A 21520-nucleotide genomic window follows, 5' to 3' on the forward strand; every position below is an offset into this window, starting at 1 on the left:
ATTAGGCGCAATACCCGGTGACCGGGTTCATCCAGTCGAGCATCTTGGTCTCGATCTTGGCGTTCAGGTCTTTGGTGGTCTTGATCGAGTCGAAGAAGGCCTTGTCGGTCGCGCTGCCGGTGACCTTGGTCGCGCTCTGCTCGCCGGCGGCCTTGAGGTTGGGGTCCTGTGCCGCGGCGACCTCCTTCTTGATCTGCGCGCCGACCTTCTTGAGCTCCTCGCCGGCCGCCTTCTGGGCCGCCGTCGCCCCGGGGGCCTGCTTGGCCTCCTTGTTGGCGATCATCTTGCCCAGCTGGGTGGAGAAGCCGGCGAAACCGTCCGAGTAGATGGCCGCGACCTTGTCGCAGACCTGCTTGGTGTTCGCCGACCAGTCGGGCGCCTGGTAGGTCGACTCGGCCGTCGGGGGCGGCGCCGGGGTGTTCTGAGCAGCGGTCGAGGCGTTGTTCTTCGCGTCGCTGCCACAGGCGGTCAGCGCCACCAGAGCACCTCCCGTAACGATGGCCAACAGAGCGCGTCGCATCACGAAGATCCTGTTCAGTAGGCGGTCCAAACGCTCGCCCACGGTACGTTCCGTCGTCCCGCGCGTCCACTGCGGTGTACGAATGACGGGTGACGACTGACGAGAGCGGATACCGCATCGAAAAGGACACGATGGGCGAGGTCCGGGTCCCGGCCGACGCCCTCTGGCGGGCACAGACCCAGCGCGCGGTGGAGAACTTCCCGATCTCCGGGCGTGGCCTGGAGCCGGCCCACATCAAGGCGCTGGCCCAGATCAAGGGGGCCGCGGCCCAGGTCAACGCCACCCTCGGGGTGCTCGACGACGAGCTGGCCAAGGCGATCACGACGGCCGCGGCGCAGGTGTCGGCGGGCGGCTACGACGACCAGTTTCCGATCGACGTCTTCCAGACCGGCTCGGGCACGTCGTCGAACATGAACGCCAACGAGGTGATCGCCTCGCTGGCCGCGCGTGAGCTGGGCCACCCGGTTCACCCGAACGACCACGTCAACGCCTCCCAGTCGAGCAACGACGTCTTCCCCTCGTCGATCCACCTGGCCGCCACCGAGGCGATCACGGCCACCCTGATCCCGGCCCTCGACCACCTGGCCGCCGCGCTCAAGGCCAGGTCCGACGCCTGGGCCGAGGTGGTCAAGAGCGGGCGTACGCACCTGATGGACGCCACCCCGGTCACCCTGGGCCAGGAGTTCTCCGGCTACACCGCCCAGGTGCAGTACGGCATCGACCGGCTCACCGACACCCTGCCCCGGCTGGCCGAGCTGCCGCTGGGCGGAACGGCCGTGGGCACCGGCGTGAACACGCCGCCCGGGTTCGCGCCCGCGGTGATCGCCACGCTCAAGGAGATGACCGGCCTGCCGCTGACCGAGGCCCGCAACCACTTCGAGGCCCAGGGTGCCCGGGACGCGCTGGTCGAGGCGTCCGGCCAGCTCCGGGTGGTCGCGGTCGGCCTCTACAAGATCGTCAACGACATCCGCTGGATGGGCTCGGGGCCGCGGGCGGGGCTGCGCGAGCTGCGGCTGCCCGACCTGCAGCCGGGCTCGTCGATCATGCCGGGCAAGGTGAACCCGGTGGTGCCCGAGTCGGTCCGCCAGGTGTGCGCCCAGGTCATCGGCAACGACGCGGCGGTGGCGTTCGCCGGCACGCAGGGTGACTTCGAGCTCAACGTGATGCTGCCGGTGATGGCCCGCAACCTGCTGGAGTCGATCCGGCTGCTGGCCTCGGCGGCCCGCATGCTCGCCGACCGCTGCATCGACGGCCTGGAGGTCAACGAGGAGATCACCCGGGGGTACGCCGAGGGCTCGCCGTCGATCGTCACACCCCTCAACCGCTACCTCGGGTACGACGAGGCCGCCGCGATCGCGAAGGAGGCCCTGGCTTCCGGTTCCTCCATCCGCGAGGTGGTCGTCGCTCGTGGCCATGTCTCATCCGGCGCCCTGACCGAAGATCAACTGGACTCGCTGCTTGACGTGCTCCGCATGACCCGTCCTTGATCGTCGGCCGTTGTCCACAGGCGGAGCGTTTCCGATTGGACCACCTCGGTACCCTTGACAGGTGACGCTCCGCCTCCATGACACCGCGACCCGATCCGTCCGGGAGTTCGTCCCGAAGACAGCCGGTCAGGTCGGGATCTACCTGTGCGGTCTCACGGTCCAGTCGGTGCCTCACATCGGCCACCTGCGGTCCGCGGTCAACTACGACGTGTTACGGCGCTGGCTGCTGCACACCGGCAACGAGGTCACCTTCGTCCGCAACATCACCGACGTCGACGACAAGATCCTCGACAAGGCGGCCGCCCAGAAGCGTCCGTTCTGGTCGATCGCGTACGAGAACAAGCTGGTCCTCGACCACGACTACGCCGCGCTCAACGTGCTGCCGCCGACCTACGAGCCGCTGGCCACCGGGCATGTGCCCGAGATGCACGAGCTGATCACCGACCTGATCGAGCGCAAGCACGCCTATCCGTCCGACAACGGCTGCGGCGACGTCTACTTCGACGTGCCGTCCTTCGCGGGCTACGGCGCCCTGTCCGGTCAGAAGCCGGACGACATGCGTCCCCCGGCCGACGGCGGCGAGAAGGACAAGCACGACTACCGCGACTTCGCGCTGTGGAAGGCGGCGAAGCCCGGTGAGCCGGCCGACGCCACCTGGGCGTCGCCGTGGGGGCGCGGCCGCCCCGGCTGGCACATCGAGTGCTCGGCGATGGCCCGGCGCTACCTCGGCGACGAGTTCGACATCCACGGCGGCGGGCTCGACCTGACGTTCCCCCACCACGAGAACGAGATCGCCCAGTCGCACGCGGCCGGGCTGCCGTTCGCCCGTTACTGGGTGCATCACGCGCTGCTCAACCTCGGCGAGGCCAAGATGAGCAAGTCGCTGGGCAACGTGATCGACTTCCAGTCGGTCGTCGCGCAGGGCATCCGGCCGGTGGAGTTGCGCTACTACCTCGGCACGCCCCACTACCGCTCGCGCATCGACTACTCCGACGAGGCGCTGCACGAGGGGGCCACGGCCTACCGCCGGATCGAGGGCTTCGTGCAGCGCGCCGTCGAGATCGTCGGGCCGGGCCGGCCGAAGGACGTGCCGCCCGACTTCGCCGCGGCGATGAACGACGACCTCAACACGTCGGCCGCGCTGGCCGTCGTGCACGACACCATCCGAGAGGGCAACACCGCCCTGGCCGCCGGCGACGAGACCGGCGTCCGCGCCGCGCTCACCGCCGTGCGGGCCATGCTCGGGGTGCTCGGCCTCGACCCGCTCGACCCGGCGTGGGGCGGTGGCGACCGCGGCAACGACCTCAAGCCGGTGGTGGACGCCCTCGTGCACCTCGCCCTCGAACAACGTGCCCAGGCTCGGGCGCGCAAGGACTGGGCCGCCGCCGACGCGGTCCGTGACCAGTTGAAGCATGCGGGCATCCAGGTGGAAGACACCCCGGCCGGGCCCCGCTGGACCGTGGGAGAGCAACACTGATGCCGGGAAACTCCACCAACCGCAGCCGTCGCGTCACCTCGAAGAAGGGGGCGCAGGCCGGCTCGGGCGGCAAGAACCGCAGCGGCCTCAAGGGCCGCGGCCGCACCCTGCCGGCCGACGAGCGGCCCTGGCACAAGGGCTACTCCGGCACCGAGGACCTGCCCGCGAAGACCGCGCGCAAGCAGGACAAGGAACGCCGCGCGGCGACCGCCGAAGGACGCGCGCCCAAGATCGGCGTCCCCGGCAGCAAGGACACCACCTGGGGCAAGGGCGGCGGCCGGGGTTCCAGCGCCGGCCGTCCGGCTCCCCAGCGCGGCAAGGCCAACCCGCGTGGCGGCCCCCGGGTCGCGCCGGGCCGCCGGTCCAACCCCACCAAGGAGGGGCCCGAGCTGCTGCTCGGCCGCAACCCGGTGGTCGAGGCGCTGCGCGCGGCGATCCCCGCGACCGCCCTCTACGTGGCCCAGGGCATCGACATCGACGACCGGGTCAACGAGATCGTCCGAACCTCGGGCGACCGGGGCATCCCGATCCTCGAGGTCAGCCGCAACGAGCTCGACCGGATGACCGGTGGCGTGCTCCACCAGGGCATCGGGCTTCAGGTGCCGCCGTTCGCGTACGAGCAGCTCGACGACCTGATCGCCGCGGCGCTGGAACAGACGGCGCCGCTGCTGGTCGCCCTCGACGGCGTGACCGACCCGCGCAACCTGGGCGCGGTCATCCGTTCGGTGGCGGCGTTCGGCGGGCACGGCGTGTTCATGACCGAGCGCCGCGCCGCGGGCATCACTCCGACCGCGTGGCGGACCAGCGCCGGGGCGGCCGCCCGGGTGCCGGTCTCCCAGGTGGTCAACCTGACCCGGGCGGTCAAGGCGTGCCAGCAGGCCGGCTTCACCGCGATCGGGCTCGACGCCGACGGCGAGACCGACCTCTACCAGCTCGAGGTCGCGGTCGGGCCGCTGCTCGTGGTGGTCGGCTCCGAGGGCCGCGGCCTGTCCCGCCTGGTCGGCGAGACCTGTGACCTGCGGGTGAGCATCCCGATGGCGTCCACGGTGGAGTCGTTGAACGCGTCGGTGGCCGCCGCGGTCACGCTGGCCGAGGTGAATCGGCGGCGTACGTACGGCGCTTAGTCCCGGGGACGGACGGCGCCTAGTTCCGGGTGAGGAGCGGCAGGCGGACGGCCGGCGGGAGCGGCGCCGCGGTGGGCTTCGCGGCGAACGACTGGATCATCAGCGCCGCGAAGCGCCGGGAGGCGGCGATCCGCAGCCCGGGCGACTCGGCGTGGATGCCGTCGTTCGCCATCATCGCGAGCACCACGTCCTCGAGGACGACGTCCGTGCGCAGGCCGCCCGCCTCCTTCGCGCGCCGGATCAGCTGGAGCAGCGTCCGCATCGACCGGTCGCGGGCCTCGGCGAAGTCGAACAGCCGCGGGAACTGCGAGATCATCGCGCGGGCGAAACCCCGGTCGAGGGCGTGCACGGCGAGCAGGTTCTCGATCACCTGGCAGAAGCCCAGCCACGGGTCGGGGTGGGCGAGACCCTCGTCGATGATGTTGACGCAGACGGCCATCTGGTCGGTGAACGCGGCCGACAGCAGGGCCTCCTTGGTCGGGAAGCGCCGGTAGACGGTCGCCACCCCGACCTCGGCGCGCCGGGCGATCTCTCGCACCGGCACGTCCAGCCCGTCCACGGCGAACGCCTCGCGGGCGACCGCGAGAATGCGGTCGCGGTTGTCACGTGCGTCCGAGCGCAGCTTCTGAACCAGTTCCTCCGTCACCGTTCTCACTTTAGCTAAGCGGATCGGGTGTTCCGTTACGGTCCGGCGCATGAGAGCTGTTCAATTCGCCGCATATGGCCCGCCCGACGTCCTTTCCGTGGCCGAGGTGCCCGCCCCGCAGGCCGGCCCCGGCACCGTCCGCATCGCCGTACGCGCCTCCGGGGTCACGCCCGGCGAGACCTACATCCGCTCCGGCCGTCTCCGCGACACCGTGCCGGCGACCTTCCCGGTCCGCACCGGCGTCGACGCGGCCGGTGTGGTCGACGAGATCGGCGACGGTGTCACCGGCGTCGGCATCGGGGACGAGGTGTTCGGGCTGGCGTCGTTCTTCGACGGGGCCAACGCCGACCATGCCGTCCTCTACGCCTGGGCGCCCAAGCCGGATGCGTGGAGCTGGGAGGAGGCCGGCGGGGCGGCCGGCAACGTGGAGACCTCGACCCGGGTGCTCGACCTGCTCGGGGTCACGGCCGGTCAGACCCTGCTGATCCAGGGGGCGGCCGGCGGGGTCGGCACGGTCGCGGTTCAGCTGGCGGCGGCGCGGGGAGCTCGGGTGATCGGCACGGCCGGCCCGCACAACCACGATCTGCTGCGGTCGCTCGGTGGGGTGCCGACGACGTACGGGCCGGGGCTGGCCGACCGGGTCCGGGCGCTGGCGCCGGACGGGGTGGACGCGGTGTTCGACTGCGCCGGCGGGGATCTGCCGACGCTGATCGCGCTGGCCGGGGCGCCGTCCCGGGTGGTGACCATCGCCGACTTCGACGCGGCCGCGCACGGGGTGCATCTGTCGCACGGCGCGCCGGCCGACGAGACCGGCACCGCGTTGGGGGCCGCCGACCGGCCGGCGTTGCACGGCTTGGCGCTGGCGGTGGCGTTGGCCGGGGAGGGGCGGCTCCGGGTGCCGGTGGCGGCGGCGTTCCCGCTGGAGGCGGCCGCGGCGGCCCACGCCTTGCTCGAGACGCGCCACGCGCGGGGCAAGGTCGTGCTGCTCAACTAGGCAGGCGACCAGGACTTGAGCGTGCCTCACGTTTCGCTGGTGGTGGGCCGGGCGGCCGAGTGTGCCGGTAGTGCGGGGGCCGTAACATGGCGGTCCGGGTGTCCGATGGCGGAGGGGCAGCACGATGACCGGTCCCGGGGGCGGCTTTGTGCTGGCCGTCGACCTTGGCACGTCGCACACCGTCGCCATGCTGCGCTGGCCCGACGGGCGGACCCGGCCGCTGCTCTTCGACGGCCAGCCGCTGCTGCCCTCGGCGGTGCACCTCGACGGCGAGCGCCGGCTGCATGTCGGGCGAGACGCTTTGCGACTGGGGTACGCCGACCCGGCGCGAATCGAGCCCAACCCCAAGCGGCGCATCGACGACGACGGGGTGCTGCTCGGCGACGTGACCGTGCCGGTGGCCGACCTGCTGGCGGCGTTGCTGGGCGCGGTGGCCCGGGAGGCCGTCGCCACGGCCGGCTTCCTGCCACCGGCCGTGCTCACCTACCCCGCCGCCTGGGGACGTTTGCGTCGCGCCGTGCTGCAGGAGGCGCTCGGGCGGGCCGGGTGGCCGGCCGAGACCGAGCTGGTGCCCGAGCCGGTGGCGGCGGCACGCTACTTCGCCGACGTGCTGCGCCGGCCGGTGCCGGTGGGCGCGGCGCTGGCGGTGTTCGACTTCGGCGGTGGCACGCTCGATGTGGCCGTCGTACGCAACGAAGGCCTCGGCCCGGACGGCCGGCCCCGCTTCGAGGTGGCGGCGTCCGGGGGCGCCGACGATCTCGGCGGGCTCGACCTGGACGCGGCGCTGGTCGACCACCTGGGCAAGTCGCTCGCGGGCGGTGAGCCCGAGGCGTGGGGCGCGCTGACCGATCCGCGCACGCTCGCGCAGTGGCGGGCTCGGCGGCAGTTCTGGGAAGACGTACGCGGGGCCAAAGAGATGTTGTCGCGCTCCGCCCTGGCGCCGGTGCCCGTGCCCGGGGTGGAGCAGGCCGTGCACCTCACGCGGGATGAGCTGGAGGCCGCGGCCGGGCCGCTGATCCGGCGTGGGGTGACCGAGGCCGGGGCGGTGATCCGGGCGGCGGGGCTCACGCCCGGGGAGTTGGCCGGGCTGTTCCTGGTCGGCGGGTCGTCGCGGGTGCCGTTGGTGGCGCGGCTGCTGCACGCCGACCTGGGGGTGGCGCCGACCGTTCTCGAACAGCCGGAACTACCGGTCGCCGAGGGGGCGATCGCGGCGGCGGCCGCCGCCCGGGCCGGCGCGGCGGCGGCGGAGAGCGCGTCGGGCACGCAGCCCTGGACGCCGGACGATCTCACCGGAGATCGGTCGGGAACGGACGAATCCGGCGGGACTCGGATGGACCAGGGCGGTGAGTGGGGGGCGGCGGCTCCGGTTCCGGATGATGCTTTGCGGTATCAGCGTGGGGTGGCCGAGGCGGCTACGCCAACGCCTACGCCTGCGACCATTCCTACCCAGCCCACGGGTCCGGCCGGTGGCGAGCCGCCGCAGGAGTATGCGGAACCCGTCGACCCCTGGGCGACCGGGGAGGCCGCGGCTTTCGGGCCGGGTGGAGCGCCTGCCTACGGCGGCGACTTCGGCGGCGACGCCGGCGGAAACGGTGGGCGCGGCCACGGCGGGCCCGGTGGCGCGGGTGGCGGGCCCGGCGGCGGGGGCGGTCATGGACCCGGCGGCGGGCGCGATGGAGCAAGCGGCGGTGGAGGCGGGCACGGTGGGCCCGGAGGCGGGGGCGCGGCGGGTGGACCGCGCACCATGGCCGGGGCGCCGAATGAGCCGTGGCTGGCGTCGGCCGAGCAGGCCGGTGGAACGGAGCGCTCACCTGCGTACCGGAGGAAGTGGGTCTTGATCGGCGCTTCCGCCCTGGTTGTGGTGGTGGGGGTGGGGGCGGCGCTCGCGTGGGCGTTCTGGCCGGGGTATCGGGCGATCGACTTCCAGCCGCTGGGTAGGACGCCGGCCGTGACGCTGGACGCGGCGACGGTGTTCAGCAGCAATCTGACCGACTCGGTGATCGTGGGGAACCGGGTCTACTACGCGACCGAGAACGACGACGGGACGCTCGGCGTCGTGGCGGCCGAGGCGGACACCGGCAAGCAGCTGTGGGCCGGCACCGAGGCGGGGGTGGCCACCGGCTGGGAGCAGATCGTCGGGCTGCCGGACGGCGTCGCGGCGATCACCGAGGTGGACTCCGGCTCGGATCAGCGGCGGTTGGTGGTGCTGGACGGCGGCTCCGGGAAGGTGCGCTGGCAGCACACGATGGCCCGCGCGGACAGTGTGCGGTTCAGCGGGCCGAACGCCGTCTTCACCGACAGCGCCGGCAAGCGGCTGGTCGCCATGCGCCGCAGCGACGGCGGCAAATCCTGGGAGCTGCCCGACCCGGCCAGTGACTCGTCGACCGTGCCGGTCCTCTACAGCAGCCTCACCCCGGACGACCTGTCCGGACCGGCGCGTCCGTCCGGGTCGGCGTTCGCGGCCGACCTCGACGACGACACCCGGCTGCTCCAGGTGTTCGCCGACCGGTCGGCCCGGGTGGTCGACGCCGAGGACGGCGGGGTGGTGGTCGCGCCGAAGGCCGGCATCGCCGACACCGACGGCCTGATCTCGGTGACCAACAACCGGGTGGTGGCCGTCGAGACGACCGGCACCACCCAGCGGGTGCTGGCCTTCGACCTGTCCACGCTGGACAGTCCCAAGGTGCTTGGCCAGGCCGCGGCCGGCGCCAAGATCACCGCGCTGGCGTCGTGCGGCGCCGAGCAGGTCTGCTGGATCGAGTCGCTCGCCTACGACGGCAAGGAGAACAAGGTCGCGGGGGTACGGGTGGCCGACGGCGCCAAGACCTGGCGGGTGACCCTGCCCGGCGCCGAGTCGATCGTCCCGGTCGGCGACAACGCGCTGGTCACGCAGAAGGATTCGTCGGCCACCAAGGTGACGTTCATCGACGCCGCGGCCGGGAAGGTGCGGTGGAGCGCGGACGGTGCGGCCGGCCGGCTGGACGGCGGCAACGTGCTGCTGTTCTCCCGCACGCTGTCCACCACGCCCGAGGACCCGTCGCTCGCGGGGCGGCACCTCGGCGACGATCCCGTGCAACTGGGGCCGATGAGCGGCGTACGCACCGCCTCGTGCTCCTGGAACACCGAGGTCATCGCCTGCGTCGCCGACAAGAACCTGACCTGGCAGCGCTTCGCCGGATAGCGAACGGCCCCGGCGCGAACGCCGGGGCCGTCGTGAAGCAGAAGCGGAAACTAGATGCGCTCGCCGCTCGTCGCGTTGAACGCGTGCACCTGGTTGATCTGCGGCTTGATGTACACCGTCTCGCCCATGCTCGGCATGGTCCGCCGGTCGGTGCGGACCACGAAGCGCTCCGAGCCCTCGTCCATGGCCGCGTGGCCGTAGACGTTGGCGTCCGAGCCGAGGTCTTCGACCAGGTCGACGACGATCGGCAGACCGCCACCGGACTCGGCGACGATGTCGGTCGCCTCCGGCCGGAAGCCGAGGGTCACCTTGCCGCCGCCGCTCTGCGCCGCCGCGACCTGCTCGCGGGTGAGCGGGAGGGCCAGCGGGCCGAACGAGGCGCCCGCCTCGGTCAGCGCCACGGTCTTGATGTTCATCGCCGGCGAGCCGATGAAGCCGGCCACGAAGACGTTGCCGGGGGTGTCGTACAGGGCGCGCGGGGTGTCGCACTGCTGCAGGACGCCGTCCAGCATGACCGCCACCCGGTGGCCCATCGTCATGGCCTCGACCTGGTCGTGGGTCACGTAGACGGTGGTGATGCCGAGCTTGGCCTGCAGCGTGGCGATCTGCGAGCGGGTCTGGACGCGGAGCTTGGCGTCGAGGTTCGACAGCGGCTCGTCCATGAGGAACACCTGCGGCTCACGCACGATCGCGCGGCCCATGGCGACCCGCTGACGCTGACCACCGGAGAGCGCCTTCGGCTTGCGGGCCAGGTACTCGTCCAGCTGCAGCAGCGCCGCGGCCTCTTTCACCCGGCGGTCGATCTCGGGCTTGGGGGTCTTGCGCAGCTTCAGGGCGAACGCCATGTTCTCGTACACCGACATGTGCGGGTAGAGGGCGTAGTTCTGGAAGACCATCGCGATGTCGCGGGACTTCGGGGGCAGGTTGGTGACGTCCTTGCCCTGGATGAGGATGCGGCCGCGGTCGACATCTTCGAGGCCGGCGAGCATGCGCAGGCTGGTCGACTTGCCACAACCGGAGGGGCCGACCAGGACGAGGAACTCGCCGTCACCGATCTCCAGGCTGAGCTCGTTGACCGCGGGGCGCTCGGAGCCCGGGTAGATCCGGGAGGCTTTCTCGTACGTGACAGTAGCCATGAAGTAACGACTTCCTTTCCACCGGCAGGAACGTGCCGGACGATCCGAGTGGATGGAACACCGTCACGTTAAATGTTTTTAACCTTCTTGCCAAGGTCCGGACGGGCTGACCTGCGGTTTCGAGGCCGTCACGCAGAGCCGCTATGCTGTTCGCGCGCGCCCCTGTAGCTCAGTTGGCCAGAGCAACCGCCTTGTAAGCGGTAGGTCGCCGGTTCGAATCCGGCCGGGGGCTCTATGCGGGCGCGACTGGTGCTGGTGGTCGGCTACGACGGAGCCGAGTTGCTGGACATCGCCTGCGTCACGTCCAGCCTGGCGATGGCCAATCTGATCGGGGCGCAACCGGCTTATCGGGTCATTCTGGCCACCCCCGGTGGTCGTGCCATTCGCTGTGATTCGGGGTTGAGCCTCGCGGCACAGGCCACCCTGGAGCGTCACACCGAGCCGGTGGACACGCTGATCGTCTCGGGCGGGCTCGGTCATCTGGCCGCGGCGGCCGGTCCGGTGCTGGTCGGACACGTACGCCGGATCGCCCGTACCGCCCGCCGGGTGGCCTCGGTCTGCACCGGCGCGACCGTTCTGGCCGAGGCCGGCCTCCTGGACGGTCGCCGCGCCACCACCCACTGGCGGTTCGCCGAGGAGTTCGCCCGCAGCTACCCGGCCGTCGAGGTGGATCCCGAGCCGATCTACATCCGTTCGGGCGACGTGGCCACCTCGGGCGGTGTGACCAGCGCGCTCGACCTCACGCTGTCGTTCATCGAGGAAGATCACGGGATGACGCTGGCCCGCGGCGTCGCCCTGGGCACGGTCACCTATCTGCAGCGGTCCGGCGAGCAGGCCCAGCAGAGCATGTTCCTCAGCCGTTGCTCGACCGACGACCTGGTCGTCCGCCGGGTCCGCAACCATGTGGCCGGCCACCTCGCCGACGACCTCAGCGCGCCGGCGCTGGCCGCCCTGGCCGGGGTCAGTGAACGGCACCTGTCCCGGCTCTTCGGCGCGCACCTCGGCCGGACGCCCGCGCAGTTCGTCCGGCGCGCGCGGACCGAGGCGGCCGCACACCTGCTCACCTCGACCGATCTTCCGGTGGCGGCGGTGGCGCGGCGGTGCGGGTTCCACACCGGCGAGTCGCTGCGGCAGGCATTCCTCCTGGAGTACGGGATGCCGCCGTCGAGGTACCGCAACGTTTCGGCCCAGGAGAACAGGAATCCGGACGGGTCCGTCTCGTCCTCCCCGGCCTGAGCCACGGCGTACCGACCATGGGTCCATGACTCTGTTGCGCCGCTGGCCCACGGCTCTGGGCCTGGTCACGATCGTCGCCGGGCTGCTGGTGCTGCCGCGCGACGCGGAGAGCTTCGGCCCGGCGGTCGCCGCGATGGGCGGCGTCTACCTCTTGGCGTACGCGGTGGGCATCCCGTGGTTCGCGTGGCCCGGCTTCGTCATCATCACGGCGGTCACCGTGGTCGCCCAGATCTTCCGGGACACCGTCGACCCGGCGGTCACGCTCGCCGTCGTGATGCTGTTGCTGTGGCTGGCGGCGGTGGTCCGGCGGCGCTGGACCGACCGCCGCACGTTCGTCGTGCAGACCGGCGGGCTCGTGGTGTTCGCCGTGATCGCGATGATGTGCTCGGCCGTGCGGCCCGGCTTGGGCCTGGCGTTGGCCGGCGTGGGCTGGCTCGCCCACGGCGCCTGGGACGCCTACCACTTCGCCCGGAACAGCGTGGTCGACCGGCCCTGGTCCGAGTTCTGCGCCGTGGTCGACCTGGGCGTCGGCGGCGCCCTGCTGATCGCCGCCCTTGCGCCGTAGGTGGAGGAGGCGCCCGGCCACCGCGTCCGCCGCCCCGGACGACGCGGTGGCCGCGATCGAGGAGCACGGCGGCACGGTCACGTTCCTGGTGCGTACGGACGTCGCGCCGGCGCGGCGTCCGGGCTGATCCGGTCGGCGAGCCGGCGCAGGGCGGTCACGGTCGCCCGGCGCAGGGCCACCCCGTGTTGGCGCGGCGGGCGCTCGGGCACGATCGGCGCGTCGGGCCGGGCCGACAGCACGTGTCGCCGGGTCGCGTCGTCGGCCAGTTTCACATGCAGCAGGTCAAGCATCGTCTTCTCCTTCGAGGGTCTGTCGGAGGGTGGCCAGCGGGCCGTCCCAGTCGCGGGCGAGCGCGCCGAGGAACTGCTGGGCCACCCGCATCGGCGCGGAATCGAGCCGGTAGCGGACCCGCCGCCGCTCGCCCGGCTCGGCCACCACCAGGCCCGCGTCGGTCAGCAGGGCGAGGTGTTTGGCGATGGCCTGGCGGGTGATCGGCAGCCGCGCCGCGAGGTCGGTCGCGGTGGCCGGGCCACCGGCCGCGAGCGACGCCAGGATCGCCCGCCGGCTCGGGTCGGCCAGCGCGGTGAAGACCTCGGCCGCCACCGCCTCGGGGTCAGGCCTGGCCATCGAGGTACGCGACCAGCTCGCCCAGCTCGTTCGTCCAGCCGGTGTTGTTGCCGGGCCAGGCCACCTGGTGTTCGGCCTCGGAGGTCTGGCCGAACCCGGTCTCGACCATGGTGAGGGTGGTGCCGGCGCCGACCGGCTCGAGCGTGAACTCGACGTAGGTGCGTCGCGGGTCGCTTTCGGGCAGCCCGTAGATCGGCCAGGTGTAGGCGAACACGCGCGGCGGCTCGAGCCGCTCGATGGTGAGGGTGGCGGTGTCGCCGCTGTCCCAGGCGAGCTTGGCCTGACCGCCGACGCGCAGGTCGACCTGGGCCTTGTTGCCGAACCAGGTGCCCAGACCCTCGGCGGTGGTCAGGGCCGCCCAGACCCGCTCGGGTGGCTGGGTCAGGTCGAGCCGGCGTTCGATCCGATCGGGGAATGCCATGACGCCTCCTCAGTAGCAACCATTTGGTTGCTACTGAAGTTATCGCAACCAGTGGGTTGCGTCAAGGGCGCCCGTATCGAAGGATGACCACGCCGGTGGTGGAAACCTCGCTGTGCTCCCAGGCGAGCGTCGCCGGTGCCACGCCCTCCGCGAACATCCGCTTCCCGGTGCCCAGCACCAGCGGGAACATCAGCAGCGTGCAGTGGTCGATCAGGTCCTTGGCGAGCAGCGTCGGCATCAGCCCGCTGCTCCCGAAGACGACCAGGTCCTCCCTCGTGCCGAGCGGGCCGATCTCGTCGTCCCGGATGACGTGGCTGTTCGTCCAGCCGGCGCTGTCGAGGGTCCGGGAGACGACGTACTTGGGCTTCTGGTTCAGCGCGGCCACGGCCGGCTCGCTCTGATCGGCCCCCGACCAGCTCGCGGCGAAATTGTCATAGGTCCGGCGGCCGAGGAGGAACCCGCCGGCCCCGGTGGTCGCGTCGCTCATCACCCGCCCGACGACCGGGTCCATGTAGGGCTCGGTCCAGCCGCCGTGCTCGAACCCGCCGTCCCGGTCCTCGTCGGCCGACAACACCGACTGCACGACCCCGTCCAGCGTCACGAAGTTGACCACCGAGATCCCGGGCATGTGTTCCCCTGTCAGCTGGAGCGCGTCTCGTGGATCAGCCACGCCGGTATCGGGGCGCCACGGTCCACCGCGGACAGCTGGTCGAGCATCTCGACCAGGCGATCGGGGGTGGTGCCCTGGTCGCCGCCGAGGTAGAGCTCGAGGCCGATCGCGATGGTGAAGTCGACCACCGGGCCGTACCGGAGGACGACGTCGGCCTCCAGGGTGACGCCGGTGATCCGGAGCAGCCAGGTCGCGTCCATGCCGGGGGCGTCGAACGGGCCGCGCAGCTCCAGGGCCAGGGTGCCGGCGTTGGCGTCCCGCCAGGCGGCCAGCGCCGCCCCCAGCGCCAGGTCACGGCTCTCCAAAGGCTCGTCGGCCGGCTCGGCCCGCCGGGGCAGACCGGACTCGACGGCCGAGAGGACGAGCCGGCGGTGGCACCGGTTCTGGTCGGCCTCGAAGCACAGCAGGGCTACGCGCGACCTGCGGGCCAGCCGGGCGAGGTCGTCGAGGGCCCGGGCCGGACCCGGGGCGCGGAGCAGCATGACGTAGGCGGCCTGCCGGGCCGGCGAATCGGCGAAGCCCTCCCGGTTGTCCCGCGGGTTGCCCAGTTCGGGCCGGTGCTCGTAGGCGATGTCGTGCTCGGCCAGCGCCTGGGACAGGGCGGCCCGGCCGAACCCGGGCTTGCGGGAGACCGGGTTGAGGCGCACGTCGACCACGCGGGTGATGCCGCTCGCGACCAGACCGGCGACAAAGGACTCGATGGCCTGGCCCTCGTAGCCGACGCCGACGAGGCCGGGCTCAGCGGAAGGTGCCGGCGACATGGGCCGCGTCGCGGAGGAAGAGGGTGTCTCGTCAGGCCGCATCGTGGTCCTCCGCCACCGGTGGCGTGGCCTGTTCCAGCAGGGCCCGCAGGCCGGCCCGCCGGGCCACCACGACCACGCGATCGCCGGCCGCCAGCACCCGGCGCCGGTCGGGGGACCAGTCGACCCACTCCGAGTCGGCCGCCGACATGCCGATCACCCGGACCATCAGCGGGCGGTCGGCCTGGTGCAGCACCGCGCCGTCCATGGGTGACCCGGGCAAAACCCGGACCGCCGCCACCAACAGCGCGTGCCGGTCGACCGGGATGGTCACGATCACGTCGCGGTCGAGCAGGGACGCGGCGAAGGCCGGGGCCACGAGACGGGACACGCTGCGCGAGATGTTGATGTTGAAGGCCTTCTGGACCCGGCCCGCGAAGTCGTCGTCGAACAGGCGCAGCACCACGCGCATGTCGGCCCGGGCGGCCCGCGCGTTCAGCGCCGCCTGCAGGTTGGTGACGTCGTCGGTGGAGACGACGACCAGCGCCTTCGCGGTGTCGATGTGGGCCTGGCGGAGCGTGTCGTCGGAGGCCGCGTCGCCGACGATGAACGGGACACCGAGCTGACGGGCGACCTTGGCGCCGCGGGCGTTCGGGTCGCGGTCGATGGCGACCACGTCCAGGCCGAGGTCGTTCAGGTGGCGGAGGGTACGCGTACCGACCGTGCCCAGGCCGACCAGCACGATGTGGTCGGTGTGCCCGCTGCGGACCTGCCCGTTGGCCAGCTCCAGCCGGGCGTTCACCATGCCCTCGACGACCGCCGCCGTGATCAGCGGGATCAGCGCGACACCGGCCAGCGTCAAGATCAGCTGGGCGGCCTGCGCGATCCCGTTGCGCTCGACCTCCACATCGGACGATCCGACCGCGGTCAGCAGCGTGACGTACATCGACGTCCAGAAGCCGCCCGGCACGTTGTCGGTGCGCGCCAGCACCGCGCCGGCCAGCACGGTGATCACCAGCGTGATGAGCACGGCCACGCCGAGCTTGCGGTTCATCGCGGCGCGGACGGCCCGGACGGTGGACCGGAACGGCCGCGGGCGGCGGGCCGAGCGGGCCAGCTTGCGGGCGGCCACCGCCTGGCCGACCGGCCGCCCGGAAGCCTCGGCGAGCACCAGGTCGGTGGGCCGGTCCTCGCCGGGGGCGGGGTCGGCGGGCAGCACGGCCACCTGACCCGATCCGTCCGACGAGGTCAGTGAGCAGACCACGTGATCTTCCGGTACGTCGGCCCGGCGGGCCACGTACATCGTCCGGCCGGCATGGCGGAAGTGGGTGGGCGCCGGCTCGCCCAGCGCGGCGGCGACGAACGCGGGCGCGGCCATGGTGGCGTCGCTGAGCACGGCGCAGTCGTCGAACAGCTTGCGGACGCCGTACCCGAGACCGGTGTTGAACATCCGCAGCACCAGCCGCAGGTCGGGCTCGACGGCCTGGGCGCACAGGGCGGCATGAAGGTTGATCACGTCGTCGGGCATGACCAGGGCCAGCGCCGCCGCGCCGGCCAGACCCGCGGCGCGGAACGTGCTCTCGTCGAGGCGGTCGGCGCGCACCACGCGTACCCCTCGAAGCCCGCCCAGGTCAGGGACGTTGGCCCGCAGCCGGTGGGGCACGACCAGGGTGATCCGGATCCGGTGGCCGGCGTTGGAGAGCTCCTCGGCGAGCGTGTAGACCAGCGAGTCGCTGCCGCAGATGACGAAGTGTGGACGCCCGTCGGCGCCGTTAGTGAGGCGTTGCTGGAGGCGGGACATGAGCCCGCGCCGCGACGCTCCGGACGGCTGATCGGCACTCACGGACTGATCGTAATCATGCCGATCACCGGAACCAGGTGCGCCGGACGCTCGTTGCCCCTTCCGAGCCATTTTGTCCGTGAGGCTGACATACGGAGGACCCGAATGCGTAAGTACCTGATCGCCGCCGCGGTGACCGGAGGGCTCGTCCTGTTCGGCGCCGGCCCGGCGCAGGCGGATGAGCGGCCGCTGCCCGTCGTCGACCAGGTCGGCGGGATGCTCGACCCGGCCGCGGGTGGCGCGAAGCCGTCGGTCGGGGGCCTCAACCCGCTGGGCGACGGCATGACTTTGGACAATCCGCTCGGTGAGGCGCCGATCGTCGACTTCAAGCCGGGCACCAACTCGGTGACGCCGCCGAAGCTGCCGGGCGGGGCGGCCCCGGCCACATCCACGGCCAAGTCCACGGCCAAGGCCACCGAGGACAAAGCCGACGGCCCGAACAACGGGATCTCCACGGGCGTCGGTGGCCTGCCGGTCGTCGGCGACCTGATGAACGGCGGCGGCCTCCCGCTGCTCGGCGGAGGCGGCGTTGGCGGCGGCGCGACCGGCGGTGAGCGCCCGGTCGCCACCCAGGAGTCCCGGCTGCTCGGCAGCGATCTGCCGCTGCTCGGCGGCCTGCTGCCGGAGAAGCCGGCGCGCACCCTGCCCGCGGCCGTCGGCGACGACCCGGCCGACGTGAGCGGCCTGCCCCAGGGCGGCACCGACGTCCCGGCGGCGACCAAGCCGGCCACCAAGCCGGCCGACGACACCCCGCCGGCCACCAAGCCGGGCAGCGACACCCCGGCCCCGGCCGCCCAGGGCCCGGGCGACGACCAGCAGCGCCTCGCCGAGGAGCCGATCGACAACGAGTCGGAGCGCCCGTTCTCGGACGGACGCCCGGTCACCGGCGAGGACCCGGACTTCAAGTAGAAGAAGAGCCGGACACGAACGGGCCCGCCCTCACCGTTGAGGACGGGCCCGCTCGCCTACCGAGAATTGCCTAGCTGACCGACCCGATCTGAACGGTGCCGCGGCCGACGACCGCGCCCTGGCTGGTCAGGAAGACCGCCTCACCGAAGAGGTTCCGGCCCTCGGCCGGCGCCGCCGAGGCGACCACCGACCCGGTCACGGTCGTGGATTCGCCGTTGGCCAGCGGCGTCGCCGTCGCCGGCACGGTCAGGGCGCCGAGCGCCGGGCTGTAGAACACGTCCAGGTAGTCGTACTGCGTGGTCCCGGCCGGAACCGCGTAGCCGTCGACCACCACGGTGTACGTGCCCGCCGCGGGCGACGGGATCGACACCGCTTCCTCGGAGTCGCCGTCGGCCCGCAGCGCCACCCGGACGCCGCCGAAGTAGACCTCGAGGTCGAGGTCGGCCGCCGGGTCGGACGGGTTGCCGATGGACACGTCGAGCCGCGACGCGCCCGCCGGGACGGCCACCTCGAACTCCTGCCCGTCACCGTCGGCGATGGTCGGGCGCTCCGACTTGGCGCTGCCCAGCGGACCGCCCTGCGCGGAGAGCGTGAACGGCCCGAAGGTGTTGGTGACCTTCCAGGTCACCGGGGCCGGGGTGCCGGCCGTGACGCTGGGCAGGGTGACCGTCTCGGGCTCGACCGTGGTGCCCTGCACCTTGGCGGTCAACCGGTACGGGTTCTGCAGGAACGGCGACGTCCGCCGGGACTCCACCTCGATCTCCCAGACGCCCGGGATCGGGTCGTCGTAGGAGCGCTCGTCCGGCTTGCAGGTGGCCGGGTCGGAGAAGTTCGGGTAGCACTCCAGGCTGGACGTCGAGTCCATCGGCACGCCGTTCGGGTTGATCGCGATGAACCGTGTCTGCGAGTCGCCCTTCAGCCCGGCCAGGTCGACCTGGAGCGAGGTGGCGGCCTCGGGCACGACCACGAAGTACGAGACGGACGAGTTGCGGTCCACCTTGCCCTCGCCGTTCAGCGCGTAGGCCGGCTTCGTCGTGGTGACCGAGGTGACGACCGTGTTCAGGATCTCGTAGTCGACCACCGACGTCGCCGGGTCGTCGACCTTGAGGATGGCCGCGTTCAGGCCGTCCTTCGGGTTGACGATGACCGAGACGGTGACCGCCTGGTTCAGCGGCAGCAGCACGTTGCCGGCCGACTTGAACGCGCCCTTGTCGCCGACCCAGGTCAGCTTGTGCCGGACCGGCTTGGCCGAGCCGCTGGTGCGCTTGATCTCCACGTTGTAGACGCGGGTCTGGCCGGCCGCCTGGCCGCCGTCACCGGCGACGCACCGGTTGTGGATGCCGGCGCCGCGGTTCGGGGTCGGGGTGAGGAACCCGGACAGCGGCGTGCAGACCGGCGCCGAGGACTCGTACCCGATGGTGTCGATGGTCTTGGACAGCAGCTTCCACGCGCCGTTGACCTCCATCAGGCCGTCGCCCTGCGCCGCCACCGAGACACCCTTGATCGGCTGGGCCGAGGTGTAGATCGCCTTGCGCAGTTGGGCCGAGGTGACCTGCTTGTTCGAGGCCTTGGCCGCGGAGAGCAGCAGGGCCGCGGCGCCGGTGGCCTGCGGCGAGGCCATCGAGGTGCCGTTCTGGTGGTTGAGGCCGATCGGCAGCGTGTAGCCGGCCTCGGCGATGCTCGGCTCGTCCAGCCACATGTTGATGGTGGAGACCGCCGAGCCGGGTGCGGCGATGTTCGGCTTGAAACCGCCGTCCTCACGCGGGCCGCGCGAGGAGAAGTTGAACATCGCCATGTCCTTGCGGACCACCGAGCCGTAGTTGGACAGCCAGGTGTCCTTGCTGATGCTGGCGGCCACGCTGACCACGTCGGTGGCCACGGACGGGTCGCCGATGGTGTTCACGCCGGGGCCGGAGTTGCCGGCCGAGATGAACAGCTGGACGTTGTAGTCCCGGATCAGCCGGTTGTAGAGCCCGGCCCGGGCGTCGGAGCCGTCGTTCAGCGCGGGCAGGCCGCCGATCGACATGTTGATCACGTCGACGCCACGGTTCACGACCAGGTCGATCATGCCGGTGGTCAGCGCGGCCGCGGTGCAGCCGCCGCCCCACGAGCAGGCCCGCGCCGACACGATCTTGGCGCCGGGCGCCTGACCGTCCAGGTTGTCGTTGCCGAGCATGTTGTTCGCGGCCAGGATGCCGGCGACGTGCGAACCGTGCAGGCTCTCCGGGATGCCGATGTTGACGAAGTCGACCAGCCGGCCCGGCTGGCCGAGCGGGGCCAGGTCGACGTCCTCACGGAACTCGACGACGAACGGGATGCGCTCGGCGACCGCGGTGGCCGGGTTGTCCGTGCCGAACCACCCGATGTCGTACTTCTCCTTGTACGGCCGCATGACGGCGTCGTCGGTGAAGTCGTTGTTCTGGTTGGTGTCGACCCGGATGTCGTGCGACGCCGGGTCGTAGAGGATGCCGAAGACATCGGTGGTGTCGCCGTCGCGGTTGACGTCACCGGCCGGGTCGCTGGCCGCGGTGATCGCCTCGCGGAACGTGTTGTAGAGGTAGGAGCCGGCCGGCACCTTCACGGTGGCCGGCGCCGGGTTGACCATGCCCCGCCAGGTGGCGTCGTTCTCGACCAGCGGGTCGGTGGCGGTCACCCAGTCGACGATCTTGCGTTCGCCGGTCGAGGTGGTCTGCAGCGCCGGGTTGTCCAGGGCCACACCGGAATCCATGACACCGATGGTCACGCCGCGGCCGTCCCACTCCGGGTGCTGCCGCTTGAACTTGACCGAGCCGGTCTCGTTGGTCGGCATGTACGGGTTCGACGCCGGCGTGCGGCGCCCGGGGCCGGGCAGCGTGGTCGTCTGCTTGGCGCCGCGCTTCCCCTTGTGCTCGAGCGGCTCGGGCAGCTTGATCTGTTCGTCGAGGTCGATCGCGGTGACGCCGGGCAGCTTGGCCACCTTGACCACGTTGCCGGTCGGCACCTGGGCCAGCACGTAGCCGACCTGGTCGAAGCGCCGGGCGACCTTGCCGCCGAGGCTCTTCACCTGGGCCGCCACCTCGGCCGTCTTGCCCTCGTCGGCGGCGATGATCACGGTGACGGCGGCGGCGCCCTTGGTCTCGGCCTGGTTCAGCAGGTCGGTGTCGTGCGCGCCGAGGGTCGCGGCGGGCGATTCCTTGGGCGTGTCGCCCGGTGTCTCCTGGGCCGGTGGCACGGTCGGTGCGGGCGCGGCCTGGGCGGGAAGGGCGTTGCCGAGTACGGCGACCCCCACCGCGAGCACGGCGACACTGGTGCGCCGGCTCCAGGCGGATCGATGTCTCACGTACGGTCCTCCGGAAGCATGGTCGCCCGCCAGGGGTTTAGCGGGCGTACCCGAGCGATCCTCGGACTCTTTCGTTCAGCTAGTCACTATGGTCGATGGAGTCGTGACAAGCTTGAGACATTTACATCTACGCATGTTCACTATGCTGGTGACTTTTTAAAGGGCGGCGTCCGTTAGGTCGGTTTCTTCCTGCCGGTCATGTCAGGTCCCAGTTGAGCAGCAGGAACGGCTGCTCCTCGGCCGCGCCGGCCTTCCGGTAGGTGGCCTGGGCGGCGGCGTTGTCACTCTCGGTGCCGACCCACATGCCGTAACACCCGCGTTCCCGGGCCAGGTTCGCCAGCGCCGTGACCAGCGCCGTGCCGACCCCTTGCAGCCGGGCGGCCGGCGCGACGCCGAGCTCGTACACGAACATCTCGGTTCCCTTGTCCGGGTGGGTGGTCTCCACCCCCGAGATCATCCCCACCGGCCGCCCCGCCTCGTCGTAGGCGAACAGCAGATGGTGTCCGGGCTGTTCCAGAAATCGCCGGGTGGCGTCGGGCCACGGCGGCCCGTCGAAGAGGTCTCCACCTCGCAGAACCTCGTCGACATCCACGACCCGCTCGATCCGCATGGCGCCACCCTATGACCG

General features: G+C 71.8%; 19 protein-coding genes and 1 tRNA gene. 9 read left to right on the plus strand and 11 right to left on the minus strand.

The genetic code is table 11. From position 1 onward, the window contains the following. Position 1 precedes the first annotated feature (1 nt). Entirely contained in the window at positions 2-478 is a 477-nt protein-coding gene (locus tag AB0O15_RS03115; RefSeq protein WP_364313282.1) for a hypothetical protein, read from the minus strand. 131 nt (positions 479-609) lie between these two features. Here AB0O15_RS03115 and AB0O15_RS03120 point away from each other — a divergent pair, with 131 nt between their 5' ends. From AB0O15_RS03120 to rlmB, 3 genes are all read left to right on the plus strand, one after another. Continuing rightward, positions 610-2007, plus strand: coding sequence for a class II fumarate hydratase (locus tag AB0O15_RS03120; RefSeq protein WP_364313284.1), 1398 nt, complete (start codon positions 610-612; stop codon positions 2005-2007). A gap of 61 nt (positions 2008-2068) precedes the next feature. Then, entirely contained in the window at positions 2069-3484 is a 1416-nt protein-coding gene (gene cysS / locus AB0O15_RS03125) for a cysteine--tRNA ligase (RefSeq protein ID WP_364313286.1), read from the plus strand. After that, positions 3484-4608, plus strand: coding sequence for a 23S rRNA (guanosine(2251)-2'-O)-methyltransferase RlmB (rlmB, locus tag AB0O15_RS03130; protein ID WP_364313289.1), 1125 nt, complete (start codon positions 3484-3486; stop codon positions 4606-4608). Before cysS ends, rlmB begins: the two co-directional genes overlap by 1 nt. A 19-nt stretch (positions 4609-4627) precedes the next feature. On the opposite strand, the gene AB0O15_RS03135 is transcribed toward rlmB, so the two are convergent. Beyond that, the gene (locus AB0O15_RS03135) at positions 4628-5254 is read right to left on the minus strand and encodes a helix-turn-helix domain-containing protein (protein ID WP_364313291.1); all 627 of its coding nucleotides are present in this window, start codon (positions 5252-5254) and stop codon (positions 4628-4630) included. Between the two features lie 49 nt (positions 5255-5303). On the opposite strand from AB0O15_RS03135, the gene AB0O15_RS03140 reads away from it, so the two are divergent. Then, positions 5304-6248: an NADP-dependent oxidoreductase gene (locus AB0O15_RS03140; protein ID WP_364313293.1), complete on the plus strand. Its 945-nt coding sequence runs from the start codon at positions 5304-5306 to the stop codon at positions 6246-6248. A gap of 124 nt (positions 6249-6372) precedes the next feature. Beyond that, the gene (locus AB0O15_RS03145) at positions 6373-9429 is read left to right on the plus strand and encodes an Hsp70 family protein (RefSeq protein ID WP_364313296.1); all 3057 of its coding nucleotides are present in this window, start codon (positions 6373-6375) and stop codon (positions 9427-9429) included. Between the two features lie 50 nt (positions 9430-9479). On the opposite strand, the gene ugpC is transcribed toward AB0O15_RS03145, so the two are convergent. Further along, positions 9480-10565 (minus strand): sn-glycerol-3-phosphate ABC transporter ATP-binding protein UgpC, encoded by a 1086-nt coding sequence (gene ugpC / locus AB0O15_RS03150; protein WP_364313298.1) that lies wholly within the window; start codon positions 10563-10565, stop codon positions 9480-9482. Between the two features lie 158 nt (positions 10566-10723). On the opposite strand from ugpC, the gene AB0O15_RS03155 reads away from it, so the two are divergent. The 3 genes from AB0O15_RS03155 (at position 10724) to AB0O15_RS03165 (ending at position 12366) form a co-directional block, all read left to right on the plus strand. After that, positions 10724-10797 (plus strand) — tRNA-Thr (locus tag AB0O15_RS03155). Positions 10798-10799: 2 nt separating this feature from the next. After that, positions 10800-11801, plus strand: a complete 1002-nt coding sequence (locus tag AB0O15_RS03160; protein ID WP_364313301.1) for a helix-turn-helix domain-containing protein — start codon at positions 10800-10802, stop codon at positions 11799-11801. A 25-nt stretch (positions 11802-11826) separates the two neighbouring features. After that, positions 11827-12366, plus strand: coding sequence for a hypothetical protein (locus AB0O15_RS03165; protein ID WP_364313304.1), 540 nt, complete (start codon positions 11827-11829; stop codon positions 12364-12366). A gap of 77 nt (positions 12367-12443) precedes the next feature. Here AB0O15_RS03165 and AB0O15_RS03170 read toward each other — a convergent pair whose 3' ends face one another. From AB0O15_RS03170 to AB0O15_RS03195, 6 genes are all read right to left on the minus strand, one after another. Beyond that, positions 12444-12656 (minus strand): hypothetical protein, encoded by a 213-nt coding sequence (locus AB0O15_RS03170; protein WP_364313307.1) that lies wholly within the window; start codon positions 12654-12656, stop codon positions 12444-12446. Continuing rightward, a complete protein-coding gene (locus tag AB0O15_RS03175; protein WP_364313309.1) occupies positions 12649-12993 on the minus strand; it encodes a metalloregulator ArsR/SmtB family transcription factor in 345 nt (114 codons plus the stop codon). The genes AB0O15_RS03170 and AB0O15_RS03175 overlap by 8 nt, the downstream gene beginning before the upstream one ends. Further along, complete coding sequence (locus AB0O15_RS03180) at positions 12980-13414, minus strand: SRPBCC domain-containing protein (RefSeq protein WP_364313311.1); 435 nt, start codon at positions 13412-13414, stop codon at positions 12980-12982. Before AB0O15_RS03180 ends, AB0O15_RS03175 begins: the two co-directional genes overlap by 14 nt. A 61-nt stretch (positions 13415-13475) precedes the next feature. Continuing rightward, the gene (locus tag AB0O15_RS03185) at positions 13476-14042 is read right to left on the minus strand and encodes a dihydrofolate reductase family protein (protein ID WP_364313314.1); all 567 of its coding nucleotides are present in this window, start codon (positions 14040-14042) and stop codon (positions 13476-13478) included. 11 nt (positions 14043-14053) lie between these two features. Continuing rightward, positions 14054-14845, minus strand: coding sequence for a DUF488 domain-containing protein (locus AB0O15_RS03190; protein ID WP_364313316.1), 792 nt, complete (start codon positions 14843-14845; stop codon positions 14054-14056). A 31-nt stretch (positions 14846-14876) separates the two neighbouring features. Next, positions 14877-16667, minus strand: a complete 1791-nt coding sequence (locus tag AB0O15_RS03195) for an NAD-binding protein (protein ID WP_364313319.1) — start codon at positions 16665-16667, stop codon at positions 14877-14879. Between the two features lie 102 nt (positions 16668-16769). Here AB0O15_RS03195 and AB0O15_RS03200 point away from each other — a divergent pair, with 102 nt between their 5' ends. Then, positions 16770-17573 (plus strand): hypothetical protein, encoded by an 804-nt coding sequence (locus AB0O15_RS03200; RefSeq protein ID WP_364313321.1) that lies wholly within the window; start codon positions 16770-16772, stop codon positions 17571-17573. A 70-nt stretch (positions 17574-17643) separates the two neighbouring features. Here the strand turns inward: AB0O15_RS03200 and AB0O15_RS03205 are convergent, their stop codons facing one another. Beyond that, positions 17644-20892 carry a S8 family serine peptidase gene (locus AB0O15_RS03205; RefSeq protein ID WP_364313324.1) on the minus strand — a complete coding sequence of 1083 codons (3249 nt, stop codon included), beginning with the start codon at positions 20890-20892 and terminating at the stop codon, positions 17644-17646. A 196-nt stretch (positions 20893-21088) separates the two neighbouring features. Further along, positions 21089-21502 (minus strand): GNAT family N-acetyltransferase, encoded by a 414-nt coding sequence (locus AB0O15_RS03210; RefSeq protein ID WP_364313326.1) that lies wholly within the window; start codon positions 21500-21502, stop codon positions 21089-21091. Positions 21503-21520: the final 18 nt, after the last annotated feature.

The sequence above is a fragment of the Actinoplanes sp. NPDC089786 genome (assembly GCF_040684855.1).
Lineage (GTDB): Bacteria > Actinomycetota > Actinomycetes > Mycobacteriales > Micromonosporaceae > Actinoplanes.